Source organism: Acidaminococcus intestini DSM 21505, from assembly GCF_000425045.1.
Classification (GTDB): Bacteria; Bacillota; Negativicutes; order Acidaminococcales; family Acidaminococcaceae; genus Acidaminococcus; species Acidaminococcus intestini.
Genome location: NZ_AULA01000010.1, coordinates 46750 through 69444, shown reverse-complemented (window position 1 = coordinate 69444; position 22695 = coordinate 46750). Strand labels below are relative to the sequence as shown.

The 22695-nt window shown below is 51.6% G+C and carries 21 protein-coding genes and 2 riboswitches; of the genes, 20 read left to right on the top strand and 1 reads right to left on the bottom strand.

What is annotated here, in order from left to right; genetic code table 11:
* On the bottom strand, nucleotides 1-298 hold a 298-nt coding region (locus tag H503_RS0104795), incomplete at its 3' end, for a transposase (protein WP_026385381.1).
* Nucleotides 299-659: 361 nt separating this feature from the next.
* A riboswitch (SAM riboswitch) is annotated at nucleotides 660-764 on the top strand.
* A 49-nt stretch (nucleotides 765-813) separates the two neighbouring features.
* Between H503_RS0104795 and metK the strand changes: the two genes are divergently transcribed.
* The 20 genes from metK (at nucleotide 814) to rny (ending at nucleotide 22650) form a co-directional block, all read left to right on the top strand.
* The gene (gene metK, locus H503_RS0104790; protein ID WP_367281724.1) at nucleotides 814-1995 is read left to right on the top strand and encodes a methionine adenosyltransferase; all 1182 of its coding nucleotides are present in this window, start codon (nucleotides 814-816) and stop codon (nucleotides 1993-1995) included.
* A gap of 1 nt (nucleotide 1996) precedes the next feature.
* Nucleotides 1997-4393 (top strand): primosomal protein N', encoded by a 2397-nt coding sequence (gene priA / locus H503_RS0104785; protein ID WP_009015891.1) that lies wholly within the window; start codon nucleotides 1997-1999, stop codon nucleotides 4391-4393.
* A gap of 174 nt (nucleotides 4394-4567) precedes the next feature.
* A complete protein-coding gene (def, locus tag H503_RS0104780) occupies nucleotides 4568-5038 on the top strand; it encodes a peptide deformylase (RefSeq protein WP_016459963.1) in 471 nt (156 codons plus the stop codon).
* Nucleotides 5039-5041: 3 nt separating this feature from the next.
* Nucleotides 5042-5980 carry a methionyl-tRNA formyltransferase gene (gene fmt, locus H503_RS0104775; RefSeq protein WP_009015889.1) on the top strand — a complete coding sequence of 313 codons (939 nt, stop codon included), beginning with the start codon at nucleotides 5042-5044 and terminating at the stop codon, nucleotides 5978-5980.
* A 3-nt stretch (nucleotides 5981-5983) separates the two neighbouring features.
* Nucleotides 5984-6763 (top strand): DUF116 domain-containing protein, encoded by a 780-nt coding sequence (locus H503_RS0104770; protein WP_009015888.1) that lies wholly within the window; start codon nucleotides 5984-5986, stop codon nucleotides 6761-6763.
* Complete coding sequence (rsmB, locus tag H503_RS0104765; protein WP_009015887.1) at nucleotides 6756-8093, top strand: 16S rRNA (cytosine(967)-C(5))-methyltransferase RsmB; 1338 nt, start codon at nucleotides 6756-6758, stop codon at nucleotides 8091-8093. The genes H503_RS0104770 and rsmB overlap by 8 nt, the downstream gene beginning before the upstream one ends.
* 1 nt (nucleotide 8094) lies before the next feature.
* A complete protein-coding gene (gene rlmN, locus H503_RS0104760; protein ID WP_009015886.1) occupies nucleotides 8095-9153 on the top strand; it encodes a dual-specificity RNA methyltransferase RlmN in 1059 nt (352 codons plus the stop codon).
* Nucleotides 9150-9881: a Stp1/IreP family PP2C-type Ser/Thr phosphatase gene (locus H503_RS0104755; RefSeq protein ID WP_009015885.1), complete on the top strand. Its 732-nt coding sequence runs from the start codon at nucleotides 9150-9152 to the stop codon at nucleotides 9879-9881. Before rlmN ends, H503_RS0104755 begins: the two co-directional genes overlap by 4 nt.
* Nucleotides 9866-11815, top strand: coding sequence for a Stk1 family PASTA domain-containing Ser/Thr kinase (gene pknB / locus H503_RS0104750; protein WP_009015884.1), 1950 nt, complete (start codon nucleotides 9866-9868; stop codon nucleotides 11813-11815). The genes H503_RS0104755 and pknB overlap by 16 nt, the downstream gene beginning before the upstream one ends.
* Nucleotides 11812-12699, top strand: a complete 888-nt coding sequence (rsgA, locus tag H503_RS0104745) for a ribosome small subunit-dependent GTPase A (RefSeq protein WP_009015883.1) — start codon at nucleotides 11812-11814, stop codon at nucleotides 12697-12699. The genes pknB and rsgA overlap by 4 nt, the downstream gene beginning before the upstream one ends.
* Nucleotides 12696-13337, top strand: coding sequence for a ribulose-phosphate 3-epimerase (gene rpe / locus H503_RS0104740; RefSeq protein WP_009015882.1), 642 nt, complete (start codon nucleotides 12696-12698; stop codon nucleotides 13335-13337). Before rsgA ends, rpe begins: the two co-directional genes overlap by 4 nt.
* Before the next feature lie 2 nt (nucleotides 13338-13339).
* A complete protein-coding gene (locus H503_RS0104735) occupies nucleotides 13340-14671 on the top strand; it encodes a translocation/assembly module TamB domain-containing protein (RefSeq protein WP_009015881.1) in 1332 nt (443 codons plus the stop codon).
* Nucleotides 14672-14762: 91 nt separating this feature from the next.
* Nucleotides 14763-14877: riboswitch (FMN riboswitch) on the top strand.
* 75 nt (nucleotides 14878-14952) lie between these two features.
* Complete coding sequence (gene ribD, locus H503_RS0104730; RefSeq protein ID WP_009015880.1) at nucleotides 14953-16053, top strand: bifunctional diaminohydroxyphosphoribosylaminopyrimidine deaminase/5-amino-6-(5-phosphoribosylamino)uracil reductase RibD; 1101 nt, start codon at nucleotides 14953-14955, stop codon at nucleotides 16051-16053.
* A gap of 3 nt (nucleotides 16054-16056) precedes the next feature.
* The gene (locus H503_RS0104725; RefSeq protein WP_009015879.1) at nucleotides 16057-16695 is read left to right on the top strand and encodes a riboflavin synthase; all 639 of its coding nucleotides are present in this window, start codon (nucleotides 16057-16059) and stop codon (nucleotides 16693-16695) included.
* A 13-nt stretch (nucleotides 16696-16708) separates the two neighbouring features.
* Nucleotides 16709-17941: a bifunctional 3,4-dihydroxy-2-butanone-4-phosphate synthase/GTP cyclohydrolase II gene (locus tag H503_RS0104720; RefSeq protein WP_009015878.1), complete on the top strand. Its 1233-nt coding sequence runs from the start codon at nucleotides 16709-16711 to the stop codon at nucleotides 17939-17941.
* A complete protein-coding gene (gene ribH / locus H503_RS0104715; protein WP_009015877.1) occupies nucleotides 17938-18399 on the top strand; it encodes a 6,7-dimethyl-8-ribityllumazine synthase in 462 nt (153 codons plus the stop codon). The genes H503_RS0104720 and ribH overlap by 4 nt, the downstream gene beginning before the upstream one ends.
* Before the next feature lies 1 nt (nucleotide 18400).
* The gene (gene hslO, locus H503_RS0104710) at nucleotides 18401-19288 is read left to right on the top strand and encodes an Hsp33 family molecular chaperone HslO (protein WP_009015876.1); all 888 of its coding nucleotides are present in this window, start codon (nucleotides 18401-18403) and stop codon (nucleotides 19286-19288) included.
* Nucleotides 19289-19333: 45 nt separating this feature from the next.
* Complete coding sequence (recA, locus tag H503_RS0104705) at nucleotides 19334-20398, top strand: recombinase RecA (protein ID WP_014128112.1); 1065 nt, start codon at nucleotides 19334-19336, stop codon at nucleotides 20396-20398.
* Nucleotides 20388-20921, top strand: a complete 534-nt coding sequence (locus H503_RS0104700; RefSeq protein ID WP_016459968.1) for a regulatory protein RecX — start codon at nucleotides 20388-20390, stop codon at nucleotides 20919-20921. Before recA ends, H503_RS0104700 begins: the two co-directional genes overlap by 11 nt.
* 199 nt (nucleotides 20922-21120) lie before the next feature.
* Entirely contained in the window at nucleotides 21121-22650 is a 1530-nt protein-coding gene (rny, locus tag H503_RS0104690; RefSeq protein WP_071586257.1) for a ribonuclease Y, read from the top strand.
* Nucleotides 22651-22695 lie beyond the last annotated feature (45 nt).

The following is a 22695-nucleotide window of genomic DNA, read 5'->3' as shown; positions in this document are numbered from 1 at the left end:
TGTATTTACGAACCCATTGGTACAAAAGACTATAGCTCATACCATATTGACAGGCGACAGCCATCATTGACTGTCCGGCATTTACTTGTGAAACCAATTCAAGTTTCTCCTCTGGGGACCATGCCTTGTAATGTGCTTTGTGACACAATGCTTCCGGTCCGCCAGCCTGTTCGATACGATTCCAAGTACGAATCTTGTTACGAAAATTTGCTGTTTTAATTCCTTTAGGTGTTTTTACCCACTTACCTTGACGATAAAGTTCTACACACATCAGCTTAAATTCAGTCGTATAACGCAAAATGTACCCTCCTTACTGGGTGTCCAGTAAAGAGGGTACATTTCATTCATTTTTTGCGGCCTCTTTTTTTCTTTTCTTGGTAATTTGATTTTTCCTTGGCAAGGTGGACATGGCTGTCTTGATGGCAGGACGTGGGAGGTAACGGCACGTGGGTAGAAGGAAAAGCCCCCAGGCAAGGCTCTCCTACGTGAAACGAATCCTTGTACGATGAGGCATGGATCCACGGTTTCCAAGTCATCTTTCTTAAGCTATGGGTTCACACTCTGTATCCATTCGGCCTGATTCCTGGTCTGAGGAATGACCAGTGTGCCCCTTGCTATTCCTACTGTTTTCGGGTATAATAAATTGTCAAAATTCCATATGCTCATCAAGAGTGGCGGAGGGAATGGCCCTATGAACCCACAGCAACCATGGCCTCATGGCCAACGGTGCTAAATCCTGCAATGTAATGATTGTAAGATGAGAGAAGATAAGGACTCTCATCGTGAGAGCCTTTTTTCTTACCCAAAGGAGGAATCATGAGAAAATTCTTTACGTCAGAATCCGTAACCGAGGGACATCCTGACAAAATTGCCGATCAGATCTCTGACGCTGTCCTGGATGCTATCCTTGCCAAAGATCCCTATGCCCGCGTTGCCTGTGAAACGCTTGTGGCAACCGGTCAGATCCATGTGGTTGGGGAAATTTCCACGGACTGCTATGTTGATATTGCCAAGATTGCCCGCCAGACCGTTATTGATATCGGCTATGACCGTGCCAAATACGGGTTTGATGGATCGACCTGCGGCGTCCTCATCTCCATTGATGAACAGTCCCCGGATATTGCTCAGGGCATCAATGAATCGGATGAAGCCAAGCAGGGTAAAGAGGACAGTGATGACAAGATCGGTGCCGGTGATCAGGGCATGATGTTTGGCTATGCCACGGATGAAACGCCGGAATATATGCCGCTTCCCATTTCGCTGGCCCACCGTTTGGCCCGTCGCTTGGCTGAGGTTCGCAAGAATGGAACCCTGCCTTACCTGCGTCCTGATGGAAAGACACAGGTGACCGTAGAGTATGACGGCGATTGCCCTATCCGCGTCGATACGATTGTTGTGTCGGCCCAGCACAGCGAAGAGGTCAGTCAGGAAACCCTGCGTCGGGATATCATGGAACAGGTCATCCGTCCCATTGTTCCCGAGGGGTTCCTCGATGAAAAAACCAAATACCATATCAATCCGACAGGCCGTTTTGTAATCGGCGGCCCCCAAGGTGACTCCGGACTGACAGGCCGGAAGATCATTGTTGATACCTATGGCGGCATGGCCCGTCACGGCGGTGGTGCGTTCTCCGGTAAAGATCCAACGAAGGTGGATCGTTCCGCTGCTTATGCAGCCCGTTATGTAGCAAAGAATGTTGTTGCAGCTGGACTTGCCAAACGCTGCGAAATCCAGCTTGCCTATGCCATTGGTGTGGCTCGGCCCGTTTCCATCAGCGTCAATACGTATGGAACAGGGGTCATCGATGATGCCCAAATTGCAGATCTCATCGAAGAGACCTTCTCCCTGACGCCGGCAGGAATCATTCGCAGCCTTGACCTGCGCCGCCCGATTTACAAACAGACCGCGACTTACGGACATTTTGGCCGGACAGACGTAGACTTGCCTTGGGAGCGGCTTGATAAAGTGGATGAACTGAAAAAGGCGTTGAATTGATATGGATTATGCAAAGGTTGCTGTCAACCTGCCCCTTAAGAACCTCTTCCGGCAATTTACCTACAAGGTTCCTCCCAGCCTGGACTTTATTGGTGAAGGCTGGCGGGTCGTGGTGCCTTTCGGACGGCAGCTCCTGGAAGGCTTCATCGTAGAGGCAGATGAAGCTCCTGATGCCAGCCTTGCAATCAAATCCATTGTCGACGTCGTCGGGACGGAACCTTGGTTTGATGAGGAGATGCTGGGAACTGCCCACTGGATTGCCCAGTACTACCTCTGTCCTTTGGCAGAGGCCCTGCGGCTTTTTATTCCTGGCAAAAAAAGCATTGCTGCCGTAGGACGCTACTATGCTGAGCCCGGTGCAGAAGGGCTCCTTTCCGAAAGGGAAAGGAGCCTTTACACCTATTTAGCCCAAGAAGGGGCCATGACACGCCGAGAGATTGCCCGTCTTGAGGGGGGGGAAGGGGCCCTTAAAGGCCTGATCACCAAGAAAGCGGTTTCCTTGACCTATGAAGTTACCTATAAACTTAAGGAAAAATTCGAACGGACCGTTGCTCTTTCGACAGATGGTCTCGCCCAGAAAGAAGCGGGGATTCTGCGCGGGAAAGGACAGCTCCTTGTTCTTTCCCTTCTGCAAGGAACGAATCCGCTTCCTGTGCGTGTCCTTGAGGACCGCGGCGTATCAGCTGGCGTCATCCGGAACCTTGTGTCAAAAGGCATCCTTACCGAAGGAAAGCAGCGGGTCCTGCGTGACAGCTACCATGCGGACGCTGCTCCCAGGGATGAAATGATCCTTACCGATGAGCAGCAAGCGGCCATCAATGCCGTCGAAATCTGCCGCAAGAGGGGAACGTTCCATACGTTTCTTTTGCGTGGGGTGACCGGAAGCGGTAAGACCGAGGTCTATCTGCGCCTGACCGATAAGGCTCTGCGGGATGGAAAACAAGTCATGGTCCTGGTACCTGAAATTGCCCTTACGGATCAGATTGTGAAACGCTTCAAGTCCTGGTTTGGCAATGCTGTCGCCGTGGCCCATTCCAAATTATCGGCCTCGGAACGGGCTGATGTCTGGGACCGGATGAGAAACGGAAAGGCCCGCGTCCTGATTGGGGTTCGGAGTGCCGTTTTTTGTCCTTTCAAGGATTTGGGACTTGTCGTCATCGATGAAGAACACGAAAGTACCTACAAGCAGGAAGAACGGCCGGGCTACAACGCCCGCCTTGTTGCCCAAGTAAGGGCCAACGCTCACGGTGCGCCTGTCGTCTTGGGTAGCGCAACGCCGGATCTGGAAACGTACTACTGGGCCCAAAAAGGACGCTATACGGAACTTATCATGAATGAGCGTGCCCATAAGGGGGCTCATCTGCCGGCCGTTTCCATTGTCGATATGCGGGAAGAGCTGCAAAAAGGCAATAAAAGCGTCTTTTCCGATACGCTCCGTGATGCCATTGAAGAGACGGTCAAGTCCGGTGAGCAGGCTATTATCCTGCTTAACCGCCGCGGTTTTTCGACTTTTGTCATGTGTCGTGACTGCGGTGAATCAATCCAGTGTCCCAATTGTGCCGTCGCCCTTGTGTATCATGCCAAACAGGCACAGCTTGTCTGTCATTACTGCGGTCACACAGAACCGGTACCTAAGGTCTGTCCCAAATGCGGGAGCAAACGGATCCGTTTTTTTGGAACGGGAACGGAAAAGGCAGAAGAGAGTCTCAGGACCCTCTGCGAAGGCATCCGTCCCTTGCGGATGGATCAGGATACGACGGCAAGGAAATTTTCCCATGAAAAGATCATGCGCGCTTTTCGCAGCGGCGAGTACAACGTCCTTTTGGGAACACAGATGGTTGCCAAGGGACATGATGTGCCCAATGTGACTCTTGTCGGAATCCTTTCTGCTGATTCCACCCTCAACTTGCCTGACTTTCGCAGCGGTGAGCGCTGTTTTGCCCTTTTGACACAGGCGGCTGGCCGAGCCGGGCGGGGGGATAAGCCGGGACGTGTTATTTTTCAGGCCTACGATGCGGAAAATCCTATCCTGCGCATGGCGGCCGAACAAGATTACGTATCCTTTGCCAGGGATGAGCTGAAGCAGCGTCAGGATCTTCAATATCCGCCGTTTGTGACCATGCTGAAGATGACGGTTCATCATGAAAGTGAGACAAAAGCCTTGGAACTTGCCCAGCGCTTTGTTAATGCCTTGGAAGCCTTTCAGTTGGAGTCTAAGGTGCCATACCAGATCCTTGGGCCCTTTCCGGCCCTTGTGCCCGTTGTTAACAGGGTCTGGCGCGTCAATGTCCTCATCAAGAGCCAGCATATGAAGCCAATCAAGGACTGGATCCGGGCTTCTGGATTTCTGGAAAATGGAAACCTATATTTTGATGTCGATCCCATCAGCGTTATCTAGAGGCCATTGCAGGGCCATCTGCAATGGCCCTTTTTGGCTTTGCGGCATTGCCGTCTAAAAACGTGCATTCCCCTGGTCATATGTGATAAAATAAAGGGTAAAATAACTGCGTCAAGGCCCACTTTTCCTGAGTGGGAAGAAAAAGACCGCATGAATGATAAAAAGGAGAGAACCATGTCCCTATTACCGATTGTAAAAGTTGGGGCTCCAATCCTTCGCGAGAAGGCAGAAGCCGTTACCCGTTTTGATAAGAAATTGGAAAAGACCCTGAAAGCCATGGCTGAATCCATGTATGCCAACAACGGCTGTGGCCTGGCTGCTCCCCAAATTGGCCTTTCCAAGCGTATGATTGTCATTGATGCCGACGATGGGGCAGGCATCCGGGAGTTTGTAAATCCTGTCCTTTCTGAATTCAAAGGCGAGGAAATCGATACGGAAGGATGCCTCAGCGTGGATGATTATGAAGGGGAAGTTAAACGCGCGGCTGAAGTGACGGTCCGGTTCCAGGACCGCAAAGGCGGTCATTGGCGCCTTACAGCAAGCGGGCTCCTAGCTCGTGCCCTGCAGCATGAATGTGATCATTTGGATGGGATCCTCTTCATTGATCGGGCCTTGAGCCTGAGCCCCAAAAGGAAGGCGGAATAAATCGTGAAGCTTGTATTTATGGGAACCCCGGAATTTGCTGCCTCCAGTCTCCGGGCCTTAGTGAAACAGCAAAAACATGAGATTCTTGCTGTTGTGACCCAGCCGGACCGTCCCAAGGGACGGGGCCATAAGCTGATGATGAGTGCGGTCAAGGAATATGCCCTTGCCGTGAATCTGCCGGTCCTTCAACCGGAACGGGTGAAAGATCCGGCCTTTATGGAAGAAATGAAGCGCCTTTCCCCTGATTTGATCGTCGTAGCGGCTTTTGGACAGTTCCTGCCCAAGGCTCTATTGGACCTGCCGCCTTTTGGCTGCATCAATGTCCATGCTTCCCTGCTGCCGGCCTACCGCGGCGCCGCACCTATTCATTATGCAATCTTAAAGGGCGAGAAAAAAGCTGGCGTGACCATTATGCAGATGGATACCGGAATGGATACAGGCGCCATGCTGGAAAAAGTTTCCGTGCCCATTGGGCCGGAAATGACGCAGGGTGAACTTCATGATGAATTAAAGGAAAAGGGCGCTGCCCTGCTTCTTCAGACCATTGATGACCTATCAGCAGGGACCGTGACCGCAGAACCCCAAGAAGAGACCAAAGCAACGTACGCATCGCTGATCACGCGGGATATGGAACATCTTGACTGGACGCTTTCTGCAGATACCCTTCACAATCAGATTCGTGCCTTTAACCCCTGGCCGGGCACGTATACGATTCTGCCGGACGGCAAACGACTGAAGGTTTGGAAGAGCCATGTTCTTCCCGGATCGGCTGAGCAAGCTCAACCAGGACAGATCCTCGAGGCAGACAGCAAGGGCTTTCACATTGCCTGCGGCACGGGCGTCCTTGCTGTCCTTGAATGTCAGCCTGAAGGCAAACGGGCAATGGCGGCCCAGTCATTTGTAAATGGTCAGCAGATTGCAGTTGGAGAGATCCTTTCGTAAGGAATGATAATCGTGAGTAGACCTAAGAAACGGCTTTTTATTGTGCTTATTTCCCTTGCCGCCCTTCTTATGGGCGGAGCAGCGTATGGCCTGTGGCACATCATGGTTCCCGGTCTTGCCGCATTACATCCCGCCTTGCCCCTTGTTGTGGGTCTTGCAGTTCTTTTTCTTGCCCTCAGCCTTTTTGTGGGGATTGGTGGGATTGTCCTGGCCATTCTGGGATTCCCTACGATCCGGTTCTTTTATTTCTGGGCGTGGAATGTCATCAACCTGATTTACCCCATTGCCATCTTCCTTGGGGAGATGATGCACATTTCAAAGATGCGGATAGAGCAGTCTTTTATCGAAGTGAGCAACCATTTGGTCCGGCGCCAGCACATCAAAGTGCCTGCGGACCGTCTCATGATTCTCACGCCTCACTGCCTGCAGCTGGATACCTGTCCCTACAAGGTTACACGGGACATCCATAACTGTCATCAATGCGGTCGCTGCGGCGTTGGGGACCTGCTTCATCTATCCCAGAAATATGGCGTTCATGTCTATATCGTAACCGGCGGAACCCTTGCCCGGCAGGCCGTAAAGAAGGTGCGTCCGAAGGCTATCCTAGCCGTGGCCTGTGAGCGCGACCTTACAAGCGGTATTCAAGATGTCTTTCCCATGCCCGTCATTGGCGTCTTGAACCGGCGTCCCAATGGGCCCTGTTTCAACACCAGTGTAGATATTGATGCCATCGAAGAAGAAATCAAGACCTTTATCAGTGGAAAGGATAATGACCATGCATGATGCCCAAAATCCAAGGGAACTGGCCCTGCTTGTCCTCGATGAGATCTATGAACGCGGTGCCTATGCAAATCTTGCCCTGAATAAGGCCCTGAGGGGAAATGGGTTGTCTTCGCTCGACCGTAAACTGTGTACGGAACTTGTCTACGGAACCGTGAAGACAACGGGGACCCTTGATTGGTACCTGTGCAGGGTCATCAACCGTCCCTTTCGGAAGATGGCACCTCGTCTGCGCACCATCCTCCGTATGGGGGCTTATCAGATCCTTTATCTCGAACGTATCCCAGATTCGGCCGCTGTCAATGAGTGTGCCAACCTGGCCCGTTATTATGTGAATGAAAACAGTGTCAAGCTCGTGAATGGGGTCCTGCGCCAACTGTCACGGACCAAGGCTACATGGCAGTTCCCGCAGAAAGAAGAGGACGCGACACTGCGTCTGGCCCTTACTTATTATCATCCTGAGTGGCTCGTGCGACGCTGGAAGTTCCGCTTTGGACTTCCCGAAGCGGAGGCTATGTGTGCTTATGATAATGCAGTTCCGTCCCTTTGCCTGCGCGTCAATACCCTTTTCATATCCAGAAAGACCCTCTTGGAGCGGCTCCAGGCTGATGGCTGTGAGGTGGAACCTTCCAAATGGTCACCTGACGGGATTGTTTGCCGGCATTTACCCAGCCTTGAAACCCTCATGAAGGAATGGGGACGCTTCCTTTACATCCAAGATGAAAGTTCCATGCTGGATGCAGATGTGCTTGCCCCTAAACCGGGGGACTTGGTCCTTGATTTTTGTGCTGCCCCAGGCGGCAAGACAACCCATCTGGCGCAAAAGATGGAAAACAAGGGGAAAATCATTGCCATGGATATCCATGACCATCGTCTTACCCTTATTGAAGAAAATGCGACTCGTCTTGGGATCACGAATATCCGTGCCCTGCTTCATGATGGAACAAAGCCCCTTCCTGGTTTTGAAAATCGGGCTGACGCGGTTCTTGTCGATGCGCCTTGTTCGGGGCTCGGTGTCCTTAACCGTCGGGCAGAAGCGCGCTGGACCAAAAAGGAACGGACCCTCAGTCAGTTCCCACCCCTCCAGAAAAAGATCCTTGCCCAGGCCGCGGCTTGTGTGAAGCCCGGCGGCAGGCTCCTATACAGTACCTGTACCTTGGAACGGGATGAGAACAGCCGTGTCCGCACGGCCTTTCTGGAAAGCCATCCTGAATTTCGCAGCAAGGCCTTCCTCCATCCTGTGACGGGAGAGCGGGTGGAAGAACTCCAGATCCTTCCCTGGCGGGATGGTATTGATGGGTTCTATCTGGCCCTGTTTGAGAAGGTGGAATGAAATGACAAAAAAAGAAATCTTGGGCCTTACCCTTGAGCAGATGCAGGATGAATTCCTTGCTTTAGGACTCAAGAAGTTTCGGGCGGAGCAAGTTTTCCGTTGGATCTATGAAAAAGGGGCGACGACCTTTGAAGAAATGACAAACCTTTCCAAGGAGAATCGGTCCCTTCTTGAAGGAACCTATAGCATCCTTTCCGGCGCGGTGAAAGTTCTTCGCACGTATGATTCTGCGGACAGGCTCACTCACAAGGTCCTTCTTGGTCTTTCTGACGGGGCGTCGGTCGAGACGGTCCTTATGCATCATGACTATGGTTACAGCGCGTGTCTTTCCAGTCAAGTGGGCTGCGCCATGAACTGTACCTTCTGCGCCAGCGGTCTTCATGGTTTCATGCGTAATCTTACGGCTGGAGAAATCCTCGCCCAGCTTTACTATTTCGATCATGTTCTCCTCCCCAAGGGAGAACGTGTCAGCCGTATCGTCATCATGGGGAGCGGAGAGCCCATGCTGAACCTTGACAATGTGTTGGCTGCTCTTGACTTGATGCATCATGACAAGGGACAATGCATCAGCTACCGCAATATGACGATTTCGACCTGCGGTATTGTTCCCGGCATTGAAGAAATGACGCGGCAGGGACGGACCATCAATCTTGCGGTTTCCCTCCATGCGGCAACTGGCGCTTTGAGGGACCGCCTTATGCCTATCAACGGGAAGTATCCTTTTCCTGAGGTGATTGACGCAGCCAGCCGTTATGAAAAGATGAATGGCCGGCAGGTCATGTATGAATATATCCTCCTTGCGGGTATCAATGATCGTGAGGAAGACGCCCGGGCTCTTGCTGAGGCCCTTTCGGGCAAGGAATGCGTTGTCAATCTCATTCCGGCCAATCCCGTCCCGGAAAAAGGCTTTAGACGCCCAGAAGACCGGGATGTGGACCGCTTTTTCCAGTACCTCAAGAAGCGTCATATCAATGTGACGGTCCGGAAGGAAATGGGCAAGGATATCAATGCCGCCTGTGGACAGCTCCGGGCCAGCCAGTTGAAGGAGGAACAAGCATGATTGCAGTCAGCCGGACCAATCGCGGTCTTGTGCGTCATAACAATGAGGACAGTGTCCTTGTCCGGGAACCAGACCTTTTTGCCATTGCCGATGGCATGGGTGGGGCCGATGCCGGGGAAGTAGCAAGTTATGAGGCCGTCCATCTTTTGGAAAGCCTCGATCTTTCCCAGGTGGACCGTACAAACATTCTTTCCTCCCTGGAAACGGCAATCATTCGGATCAATAAAAAGATTTTCGACCTTGCCAGTGAAAAAAAAGCACTTTCCGGTATGGGGACTACCTTGACGGCCCTTTACCTGCCGAACCGGGAAACGGCCTATGTGGCCCATGTAGGAGACAGCCGAATCTATCTTTATGGAGAGGGACTGCTCCGGCAGGTCACGAGCGACCACAGCTATGTGGCAGAACTCCTGCGCCATAAGAAAATTACGGCTGAGGAGGCACGGACCTCTTCCCAGAAGCACGTCATTACCCGTGCTGTGGGGGTGGAGCCAACTGTGGCTGTCGATACCTTTGAAATCCTCTTGGGCAGTGCCCAGAAGCTGCTCCTGTGTTCCGATGGACTCACCAATATGATTTCCGAAGCCGAGATTGAACGGATCATGGGAGACCGGAATCTTGACCGGCTGGCTGATGGCCTTATGAATGGGGCCATGACGGCCGGCGGTGACGATAATATTTCCTTTATCATCATTGATCTGGAGGCTGCGGAATGGAAGAAAGAATAACCCTCAATCATCGTTATGAAATCATTGATAAAGTGGGCGGCGGCGGTATGGCCGAAGTGTTCCATGGATATGATACGGTTCTTCATCGTGACGTGGGCATCAAGATCCTGCGGGATCAGTTCATTCAGGACAAGGACTTTGTCGCTCGTTTCCGGCAGGAAGCCTGCAATGCAGCCGGTCTTTCTCACCCCAATATTGTCAATATCTATGATTTTGGCAGTGAACACGACATCAACTACATCGTTATGGAATATGTCGTAGGCAGGACCCTCAAGGAAGTCATTACCGATAGCGGTGCCCTTGATTACCAAACGGCTGTCAAATATGCCATTGGCATTGCATCAGCCCTGAAGCAGGCCCATGACCATGCCATCGTTCATTGTGACGTCAAGAGCCAGAATATCCTCATTGATACGAAAGGGGTCGCCAAGATTACTGACTTTGGGATTGCCCGTGCCTTTGGGCAGCCCTCAGAGTCCGAAGAACGGGGCGTCATTGGTTCCGTCTATTATCTATCGCCGGAACAGGCCGCAGGAAAACCGGTAACGGCTCAGTCAGATCTTTATTCCCTTGGCGTCGTCCTTTTTGAGATGCTTACCGGGCAGCTTCCCTATGACGGGGATACGCCGGCTGAAGTGGCGCGGCAGCACCTGACTTCACCGACGCCCTCGGCCCGTCGCTATGACCCGGAAATTCCCTATGACCTAGACGCTATTGTAACCAAGGCCCTTGCCAAAAATCCCCTGCTTCGCTATAAGACGGATGATGATTTCCTAAGTGACCTTCGCCGCGTGGAGACGCGTCTGCGTAAGGCGGAAACGGCTGCGGAAGAATCGCTTTCCCCTCACCATAAAGGGGTGAGTGACGAAACCATCATTATTCGCAGCGAGGAAATGGGGGACGGCCTTTTGCATAAAACGCCGCTGCGGGATGAAAATCCAGACAACGGAGCTGCCGCGGGTGAAAAGGAGCCGCCCAAGAAGAATAAAACCAAGAAGATGCTGGGCCTTTTCATTGGCGCCATCTTTCTGCTGTCGGCCCTTATTTATGGCCTTGTCGGATATTCCAGCGGGGATATTGCCGTGCCGGACGTCAAGGGAAAGACCCTTGTGGAAGCGGAAGCCATCCTTAAGGACAATAACCTTGATTTTACCTTGAAGGAAGAATTTGATGCCAAGGTGCCAACCGGAACAGTCATCAAACAGAGCCCTGGTGCTGGAAGCCATGTCAAAGCTGGCCGGAAGATCCAGCTGACGGTCAGCAAGGGAGCTGAACCTGGTGTGGTTCCCGACCTAAAAGGCAAGAACCTGGCCGAGGCAACCGAAATGCTCCATGCAGCAAAGCTTGCTGTTGGGAAAGTGACCGTTCAATACAAGGAGGGGGCTGCTCAAGGAGCCGTACTCAGTCAGGATATCGAAGCCGGGAAGAAAGTGGCTGCTGGAACCAAAGTGGACTTGGTGGTCAATATCTCCAAGGGACAGAGCGTCGTACCGGACCTTAAGGGCCTTACCCTTTCGGATGCCCGGGAACGGCTGTCTTCCATGGGCCTTATGGTAGGCAGTGTCACGACCAAGGAAGACAGCGCCCCTAAGGGTACCGTCATAGGAGCTGAACCGGAATTTGGCAAAGTTCTTTCCGAAGGCAGTGTGGTTACTCTCATTGTTTCCGGCGGTAAAAAAGAAGAAAAGAAACAGAAGGAAACTAGTGGGACTCCTTCCCAAGCCGCAAAGACCTATACCGTTTCCTTTACGGTTCCTGGCAGCGGCAGTGCCAAACAGGTGAAAATCGTGGCCAGTGATGCCACAAGTTCCCGCGTCCTTTATTCGGGGTCCGCTGCGCCAGGAACCCGCCTTAGGGAAACCGTAACGTTGGGACAGGATGCCAGTGTCCAGTTCTATGTCAATGGCGCGCTAGTGGAGGATCGTTCCCTTTGAGTGAGATTACAGGCAGAATCATCAAGACCTATAACGGATACTATTACGTCCTGGGGCGTGACGGTGTTACTTATACCGCAAAGGTTCGGGGGCGGCTCAAAAAAGCTCGCTTCCTTCTTGCCGCCGGAGACTGGGTGACCTTGGAGACAAGGGGCGAAGAAGGCATGATTGAAACTATCCTGCCGCGCAGGAACCTCCTTCAGCGCCCCTTGGTTGCAAACCTGGATTGGCTTTTTGCCGTCTTTGCTGCTAAAGATCCTGCCCCAAGTTTCCTTCTCATTGATAAGCTCCTGGCCCTGGCTGAAGCCTATGACATCCCTGCCGCCCTTGTTATCAATAAGTGTGATCTGGCAGCGGAAGGCTTTCTTGAACAGATACGAGCCATCTATGAACCGTTAGGCTATCCTGTCTATTTTGTCGAAGCTCGAAAGGGAAAGGGTCTTGACCCCATTCGAGCAAAGATGACCGGTCTCACATCGGCTTTCGGCGGCCCTTCCGGGGCAGGAAAGTCGACCCTCCTCAACCATTTGGACCCGTCTTTGACGCTTGAAACAGGCGCCGTCAGTGAAAAGATTGGCCGAGGCCGTCACACAACGCGTTTTGCGCAGCTTCTTCCTTTTGCAGGGGGCTTCATTGTCGATACGCCGGGTTTTGGCAATATTGACCTGCGAGAATTAGAATTGCCTTCTGTCGAAGCGGGTTTTCGCGAATTGGCCCCTTATGCAGGACAGTGCCGCTTTACGGGCTGCACTCACACCCATGAACCGGATTGTGCCGTCAAAGCCGCACTTCAAGAAGGAAAGATTGCCCAAAGTCGGTATGATTCCAGTATCATGATCCGTCAGGAATTGGCGGAACAAAAGAAAAGAGGTAAAAAACGATGACGCTTGTAGCACCTTCCATCCTATCGTCTGATTTTTCCTGTCTTGCCGACGAAACGGCCCGCATCAAGGCGGCCGGTGCCGACTGGGTCCATATTGACGTCATGGACGGACGCTTTGTACCCAACCTGACCTTTGGAGCGCCTGTAGTAAAATGTCTGCGTAAGAAGACCGATATGTTCTTTGACTGTCATCTCATGGTGGAACAGCCGGAAAATTATGTGGATGCTTTTGCAGCTGCTGGCGCTGACATGATTGTCATCCACACCGAAGCAACGAAACACCTTCATCGTGTCCTGGAAGCCATTCATGGCAAGGGCATCAAGGCTGGTGTCGCCCTGAACCCTGCTTCTCCTCTTTGCCTTGTGGAAGAAGTCCTCCCTTATGCGGATATGGTTCTTATTATGTCCGTGAATCCTGGTTTTGGAGGACAGAAGTTCATTGAAACGAGCATTGATAAGATTCACCGCTTGAAAGAACGCATCAAACAAGGCGGTTATAAGACCCTGATTGAAGTGGATGGGGGAATCAATAAGGAAACCGGCAAGGCTGTGCGGGAGGCTGGCGCGGATGTCCTTGTTGCTGGGTCCTATATTTTTGGCTCCCCTGACATGAAAAAGGCAATTAGTTATCTGCGCTAATCATGAATAGACACGAATTTTGGTCCTGCCATAAAAGGAAGGTCAAGTATACGCTCGGGATTGTCTTTGCTGTTATCGTGGGCCTTTTTGCCGTGGCTTACGCCTTGAGTCTCCAGGCGGCTGCCATCTTTAATATGATTGCCGCCCGTCAGCACTTCTTGGAAGGCACCATTACCGTAGGGCGCCTTACGGCAACCCCTTTGGGTCATGTTCACTTTGAGGATCTTGTCTGGACCTTGGATGAAAGCGGTACGAAAGTAACGGTTCCTGATGGTCATTTCCATGTAAAACCCTTGGATCTGATCATGCGCCGTCCTTCGACATCGACCATCACAAATGTAGAACTGAACGGAGCCAGCATCGAGCTCTCCTTTGACAATAAGATGCATATACGCGGCTTCCATATGGTGGAACCGAAGAAAGAAAAAAAGGGAAAGGGAAAAAAGAAACCGAATTTTGATGTCAAAGTAAAGAATCTTGATGTGGACCTCATCCTTAATCATTGTAGGGTTACCGCATATTATAAGGAACGTGTCCATACCTTCAAGGATGTCAATGCAGCCATCCATTATGACAGCAAGGACCGCATCGATATTGACTTTTCCACGGGGGAACTGGGCGGAACCCTGGAAGGGGGCGGTGTCGATATTCAAGGATCGGTGGATTTGAAACCTGCCGTATCGACTTATGACCTCAATCTTGGCATCCGTGAACTCAATCCGTCGAGTCTGGGGACTGGACTCAACATCCATGAAACTGTGACGGCCAGTGCAGCCGTCACAGGGAAATTGCCTGAACCCATCATTATCGGTCAGCTGTATATGAAGAATCTGAACTTGCCCGGTCTTAAATTTACCAATGTAAGAGGCGATTTCAAGTACAAGGACGGTTATATTGGAGCCCAAAACGTGACGGCTGACGTTTTTGGGGGCACCTGTGATGCCTCGGGCGGTTTTAATATCGATACCAAGGCCTATGATGTCTATGTCAAAGGTCACGACCTTCATAGTGAAGATGCCGCTGGGGTTCCCTTCTTCAGGACCCTGGTCCAGCTGGATCTGACCATGAGCTGCAACGGGGACAATCGGTCCACGGTGACCTATGGGACCTTCACTTCAGGCAAGGGAATCTATGCCCTTGTAAAGTTTGATTCAATCAGTGGCGCTTTTTCCAATCAATATAAGCGGCTGAAGTTTGATGATGTGACCATTAAATCCGTATCCGGCGATATTGTGGCGCCTCAGTTTGAGCTTCTGGATGGAAAGCTTCACATGGGCGATCTCTATTATGTATCAGAAAATGGAACACGCACCAAGATCAGCTTGTTTTCCTGATGGGAGCGGGGGACCGGAGGCACATTGCCTCTCCGGCCCCCCCTTTTCTTGCGTCGGGACTTGTGTTATAATAAGGACGCAATTTCATAGGAATTGTCTTTGGGGCAGGGTGAGATTCCCAACCGGCGGTACAGTCCGCGAGCCTTCGGGCATGAATTGGTGAGATTCCAATACCGACAGTAGAGTCTGGATGAGAAAAGACAGTGTAGCCACAGAACCGTAAAGGCCGTGCTATCTCCCCGAGGAGAAGGCATGGCCTTTTTTAAGGAAGGTGAACAAATTTGACTGATGAGGAATATATGCAGATGGCCCTGGATCTTGCTGAAAAGGCCCGCGGGGCGACAAGTCCCAATCCGCTCGTCGGATGTGTCATCGTAAGTCCTGATGGACACGTGGTGGGAAAAGGGTATCATCACAAGGCCGGTGAGCCCCATGCCGAAATCAATGCCATGGACGACGCAGGCGAGAAGACTGCAGGCGCTACGGCTTATGTGACTTTGGAGCCCTGTTCCCACTATGGCAGGACGGGTCCCTGTTGTGAGGCCTTGATCAAGGCCGGTATCAAAAAAGTTGTTGCCGCGGCCACAGACCCCAATCCCCGTGTATCGGGGCGCGGCTTTCGCCGCCTTGAAGAAGCAGGTGTTGAGGTCGTAAGCGGTGTCCTTGCAGACAAAGCCTACAGGCAAAACGAGATCTTCATGCATTATATGAAGACGGGCCGTCCGTTTGTGGCTCTAAAGTACGCCATGACCCTTGATGGCAAGATTGCTACGGTTTCTGGCGATTCCAAGTGGATTACCGGGGTCAAGGCAAGAACGTATGCGCATCGCCTGCGCAGCTGGTATGACGCCATCCTGGTGGGCCGAGAAACCGTGGCCCAGGATGATCCATCCCTTACCGTACGTCTCGTGGAAGGAAAAAATCCCCTGCGTATCATCCTTGACAGCAAGGCGTCCCTTCCCTTGGAACGTAAGGTCTTTACGGATGGGGCGGCAGACACGCTTCTTGTCGTCACGCCGCAGGCCCTTCAGGAAAAGGTCAGGGCCTTTGCTGACCTGCCGGGTGTTTCGGTCCTCACGGCTGCGGAAAGGGACGGGCATGTGGATCTTTCTGACCTCCTGCAGCAACTTGCCAAAAAAGATGTGACCAGCGTCCTTGTCGAAGGAGGCAGCGATATCCATGGAGCTTTCTTTGATGCAGGCTTGGTTGAACGGGTCTATGCTTTCATTGCACCGAGCCTCATTGGCGGGAATAAAAGCCGTCCTGCCATTGGCGGTCAAGGCGCGAGCACGATGGAGCAGAAAGTGACGCTTCAGGAAGTGACCACTTTGCCCCTTGAACCTGATCTTTTGGTTACGGGCCTTACCCGTAAGGGGGTGTGACAGATGTTTACCGGTCTGATTGCTGAAATGGGTCGTGTGGATGCCCTTCGTCGGGAAGGCAGTTCTTATCGTCTGACCATTGAAGCAAAAAAGATTCCGCTGACCCTTTTTGTTGGTGAAAGTGTATGCTGCAATGGGGCTTGCCTGACAGTGACCCATTTTGATGCCCACTGCTTTACTGTAGATGTCATGCCTGAAACGGTCCGCCATACGACCATTGGTTTGTTAAAGAAAGGCGATCCCATCAATCTTGAACAGACCCTGAAACTGGGAGCCGGCCTTGATGGACACCTGGTTCTCGGCCACGTGGACGGAGTCGGTACAATTTCTCGTATTGTACCTGAAGGGATTGCTAAGGTGACAACCATAACGGCACCTAAGGAGCTCCTGCATTATATGGTGAAAAAAGGCTCCATTGCCATTGACGGCATCAGTCTTACGCTAACGGATGTGACGGAAACTGCCTTTTCCGTGTCCCTGATCCCTTTGACTGTTAAGGATACGACCTTGGGGAAAAAGAAGGTTGGTGACGCGGTGAACCTGGAAACGGACATCCTCGGAAAATATGTGGAAAAACTCATTAATCATAAATTAGATGGGGGCCTTACAAAGGCATCCCTTCTTGAAAATGGATTCCTCTAAGGAGATGAAGGATATGGAAAAAGAATATCAATTTGGGACCATCGAACAAGCCATTGCCGACATCAAAGCCGGTAAAATGGTTCTTGTGACCGATGATCCAGACCGTGAAAATGAAGGTGATCTGATCATGGCTGCTGACTTTGTGACGCCGGAAGCCATCAACTTCATGGCGACCCACGCCAAGGGCCTCATCTGTGCCCCCTGTGACGGGAAGATTTTGGATCGCCTCCAACTGGAACCTATGGTGGCCAACAACACGGATAATCATGAAACGGCCTTTACGGTTTCCATTGATCATGTCGATACCACGACAGGAATTTCGGCTGCAGAACGGGCCTATACCATCAAGAAATTAACCGATCCTAAGGCCCTGCCGGCTGACTTCCGACGCCCTGGCCATGTCTTCCCCCTGCGCAGTGTCATTGGCGGCGTCATGCGCCGTACGGGGCACACAGAAACCACGACGGACCTGTGCCGCCTTGCCGGTCTTACCCCAGCCGGAATCTGCTGCGAAATCATGAGCGAAGATGGAACCATGGCCCGTACGCCAGAACTGGCCCGTTTTGCTGAAAGATTTGGCCTTACGTTCATCACGGTGGCTGATCTGGTAGCCTATCGCAAAAAGAATGAAAAGATGGTCCACCGGATTGCAGATGTCGCCCTGCCTAGTAAGTACGGAAGTTTCCGGGCCATTGGCTACGAAAACGATTTGGATGATCTGTGTCATGTTGCTGTTATCAAGGGCGATGTGGCCGGCAAAAAGAACGTTCTTGTCCGTGTCCACTCCGAATGCCTTACGGGGGATGCCTTGGGCTCCATGCGCTGTGATTGCGGCGACCAGCTGGGTACGGCTCTGCGCATGATTGAAAAAGAAGGCTGCGGTGTCGTTCTTTATATGCGTCAGGAAGGCCGAGGCATCGGGCTTGCCAATAAACTCCGGGCCTATGCCTTGCAGGATCAGGGACTTGATACGGTTGATGCCAATGTAAAACTGGGCTTTAAACCGGATCAGCGTGACTATGGTATCGGTGCACAGATCCTTTCCGACCTGGGACTGACGAGCATCCGTCTTATGACGAATAACCCCGCCAAACGGGCCGGCCTTTCCGGGTACGGCATTACCATTACGGAAACGGTGCCAATCATTATGGAAGATAATTGTTACAATCATAAATATATGGTCACTAAGCAGGTTCGTATGGGCCATGTGCTTCATGAAAAAGATGTGGAGGTAGAAAAGAAATGAACATTGTAGAAGGAAAACTGCTGGCTCAAGGCCTCAAATTCGGGATTGTCGTCGCTCGTTTCAACGAATTCATTACGAGTAAGCTCCTTTCCGGTGCAGAAGATACCCTTGTCCGTCATGGGGCCCGTGAGGAAGATATCACGGTTGCCTGGGTGCCCGGTGCTTTTGAGATTCCCCTGGTCGCAAAGAAAATGGCCCAAAGCGGTAAATATGATGGAATCATCTGCCTTGGTGCTGTTATCCGCGGCGCAACAAGTCACTATGATTATGTCTGCAATGAAGTTTCCAAAGGAATTGCCCTTGTCAATATGGAAACGGGTGTTCCCTGCGGATTTGGCGTCCTGACCACGGAAAATATCGAACAAGCCGTTGAACGGGCTGGCACCAAAGCCGGCAACAAGGGCTCTGATACGGCCGCATCCATGATTGAAATGATCAATCTTATGAGGCAGCTCTAAAATGACCCAGGAAGATGTCCTGATTCGGGCGACTGTCGGGGATGCCCGGGTCTATGCCGTGACGACAACCCACCTGACACAATATATGAATAAAATCCACGGACTGAGTCCTGTCGCCGCAGCCGCTCTGGGCCGCACGGCAGCTGGCGCACTGCTGCTTGCAGCCACGATGAAGGACGGTGAAGGCGTGACCATCCGCTTCAAGGGCAATGGACCCTTGGGTGAGGTCATGGCCGATGCCACAAATTATACGGTTCGCGGCTTTGTGGAACATCCAGAAGTCATGCTGCCCCTTAAAAAGGGCAAACTTGATGTTGGCGGCGGTGTAGGTCATGAAGGCGTCGTTATTGTGACGCGCTGCCCGGAAAAGGGCATGCCCTTCAACGGCTATGCCCTTTTAAAGAGCGGCGAGATTGCCGAAGACCTGACAAAGTATCTCTTTGATTCGGAACAGACCCCTTCTGTCGTGGCTTTGGGTGTCCTTGTCGATAAAGATGGCTCCATTGCCGTTTCAGGAGGTTATTTTGTTCAGCCTCTTCCCGGCGCGAGCGATGAGTTCCTCGAAACGCTTGAAAATAACTGCATTACCTTGCCATACGTGACAGAACTGCTTCGTTCTGGCCACAGTCCGGAAGACATGATCCGGCTTATCGGAAAAGGTATGGCCGTGGAAATCCTTGACTGTCATCCTGTTTCCTTTCACTGCAGCTGCAGTCGGGATAAGGTCGCCCACATGCTGGAAGGACTGCCGGAAGCAGAGTTTTCTTCCATGCTGGATGATCCCCAGACCGAAGTCCGCTGCCATTACTGTGGTAAAAAATATCTCTTTACGCCGGAAGAGCTGAAGGCTCTTCCCCGGAAACACGCAAAACTTGACGACGCAAACTAATGTTTGTATAATAGAATGTGTAATTACTGACAAGGAGATGAAGGAATGAGCATGGAAACGGAAAAGGGCAAAGCCCTTGACGCGGCAGTCAAACAAATTGAAAAGGACTTTGGCAAAGGCTCCATCATGAAATTGGGGGCAGCCAGTGCCAAGATGAATATTGAAACCATTCCCACAGGAGCGTTGTCCCTTGATATTGCCCTTGGTGTAGGCGGGATTCCCCGTGGCCGTATCATTGAAATCTATGGACCAGAGTCTTCTGGTAAGACGACGGTCGCCCTTCATATGATTGCTGAGGCGCAAAAACGGGGAGGCTACGCTGCCTTCATCGATGCTGAACATGCCCTTGATCCGGAATATGCCCGCCATCTCGGTGTTGATATCGATAACCTCTTGATTTCCCAGCCTGATACGGGCGAACAAGCCCTTGAAATTTGCGATGCCCTGGTCCGCAGCGGCGCTATTGACATCATTGTCATCGACTCCGTTGCTGCCCTTGTTCCAAAAGCGGAAATTGAGGGAGATATGGGCGATTCCCACGTTGGCCTTCAAGCTCGTCTCATGAGTCAGGCCCTGCGCAAACTGACGGGAATCATTTCCAAGAGCCGTACGGCGACGGTCTTTATCAACCAGATCCGTGAAAAAGTGGGTGTCATGTTCGGAAATCCGGAAACAACGACGGGTGGCCGTGCCCTGAAGTTCTATTCGACGGTTCGTATGGATGTACGGCGTATTGAGAGCCTCAAGAGTGGCAACGACATCATCGGCAACCGGACCCGTGTCAAAGTTGTCAAGAACAAGGTAGCTCCTCCCTTCAAACAGGCCGAATTCGATATCATGTATGGAGAAGGGATTTCCCACGAAGGATGCCTCGTTGATTTGGGGGTACTTTACAACATCGTTGGTAAGAGCGGCGCGTGGTACTCCTATGGGGACGAACGCATTGGTCAGGGCCGTGAAAACACGAAAGAGTTTCTTAAGAACCACCCAGAAATGGCCTTTGAAATTGAAAATCGTATCCGCGAAGCGGCCGGACTGACAGCCCTTGAAGCAGCCCCGCAAACAGAAGACATCTTAAAACCGGAGGGAGATCCGGACAGTGTGGGCTAAGCCCAAGAAAATGCTCCTCACCTATGCCGACGCCTATAATTTTGCCTTGGACCGGCTTGCCATGCGGGACCATAGTTCCCTTGAACTGCGGGATAAACTTGCGGAAAGAGGCTGTGATAAAGAGCTTCAGGACAGGGTCCTTGCGGCCCTTAGGGAGCGCCATTTTGTTGATGATGTTCGCTGTGCCGGATATGTCGTTGATGCTTGGCGAAGAAAAGGCATCTATGGACGAAATTACCTTCGGCTCATGCTTGAAAAACGGCAGATCCCGGCATCTGTCGTGAAAGATATGCTGGATGGTGTTTCCGAAGAGGAAGAACGGGAGCGGGCGGAGGAGTTTGCGCGGAAAGAAGTTCCTAAGCTTCTAAAAAAATATCAAACGGAACCTCGCAAAGGCAAAGCGGCCCTTTCAAGAAAGCTTGCCAGCCGTGGCTTTACAGGGGTCTGTCTTTATGCGGCACTTGCTGTTTATGATGAGATGGAAGAGGAAATCCCAAATAAAGAAGAGGAAGGATCCTTTTAAATAGGGACCCTTCCTTTTTCTGCTACAAGAAGGAAAAGGGACCGGAGACGCCATTTGATTGACACTCCCTGCAAAATACTATAAAATATTCCTATCCATATTATTGGGTCAAGAGGTAACCTCAGGGTTGCCTTCTTTGTTTGTGTCTTAAAAATGGAAGGAAAATTCTCTAAAAAGGAGGTGTACTATCATAGATCCCATTACTGTATTTATTGTAATTGCTGCCTGTGTCCTCGGTGCTGGTGCCGGTTATTTTGGACGTAAGAACATTGCGGAAACCAAAATCGGCAAAGCAGAAGAACAGGCACGCCAAATCGTTGCAGAAGCAGAAAAAGCCGGTGATGCCAAAAAGAAGGAACTTCTTGTTGAAGCCAAGGAAGAAATCCATCGTATGCGTTCTGATATGGAACGGGAAAACAAGGAGCGCCGGGCAGAACTGGCCAAGAGCGAACGCCGCCTCGTCCAAAAGGAAGAAAATGTCGACCGCAAGATGGATGCCTATGAGAAAAAGGAAGAAAAACTTTTGGAACAAAGCAACCGTCTGCGCGAATCCCAAGAACGTGTCGATGCCCTTTATACCAAACAGGTAGGGGAACTCGAACGAATTTCGGGACTGACCAGTGACGAAGCCAAAAAGGAACTGCTTGACAGTGTCCAAGAAGAAGTCAAGCACGATAAGGCCAAACTCATCAAGGACATGGAACAAGAAGCCCGCGATACAGCTGAGACCAAGGCACGGGAAATTATTTCCCTTGCTATCCAGCGCTGTGCTGCCGATCAGGTTGCTGAAACGACGGTCACTGTTGTTCCTCTCCCCAACGATGAGATGAAAGGCCGGATCATTGGCCGCGAAGGCCGCAATATCCGTACGTTGGAAACCCTCACTGGGATTGATCTCATCATCGACGATACGCCGGAAGCGGTCATCATTTCCGGATTCGATCCTGTTCGTCGGGAAGTGGCCCGTGTGGCCCTCGAAAAACTCATCAATGATGGTCGTATCCATCCGGCCCGCATTGAGGAAATGGTAGAAAAAGCTCAGAAGGAGCTGGATCAGAAAATCAAGGAAGCAGGCGAACAGGCTACCTTTGAGACCGGTGTCCATGGCCTTCATCCTGAACTGATCAAGCTCTTGGGACGCATGAAGTATCGTACGAGCTACGGTCAAAATGCCCTCAAACATTCAACGGAAGTAGCGCATTTGGCTGGCCTCATGGCTGCTGAATTAGGCGTTGACGTCAATTCAGCCAAACGGGCTGGTTTGCTCCATGACATTGGCAAGGCTGTTGACCACGAAGTGGAAGGCTCTCATGTCGATCTTGGTGCAGAAGTGGCCAAACGTTACCATGAATCGGATATTGTCATCAATACCATCATGAGCCATCATGGAGACGTGGAACCGAGTTCTGTCCAAGCCGTCCTTGTCTCGGCTGCGGATGCGATTTCCGCTGCCCGTCCAGGTGCCCGTCGGGAAACGCTGGAAACTTACCTCAAGCGTTTGACGCGGCTTGAAGAAATCGCAGAATCCTTCGATGGCGTAGAAAAATGCTATGCTGTCCAAGCCGGACGTGAAATCCGTATCATGGTCAAACCGGACAAGGTTGATGATGATGCATCCGTTATCCTCGCTCACGATGTGGCAAAACGTATCGAAGAGGATATGGAATACCCTGGCCAGATCAAAGTGGTCATCGTTCGCGAGACCCGGGCCGTCGATTACGCCAAATGATGCAAAAAGGAGCCTACATCCTTTGTGGATGCGGGCTCTTTTGCT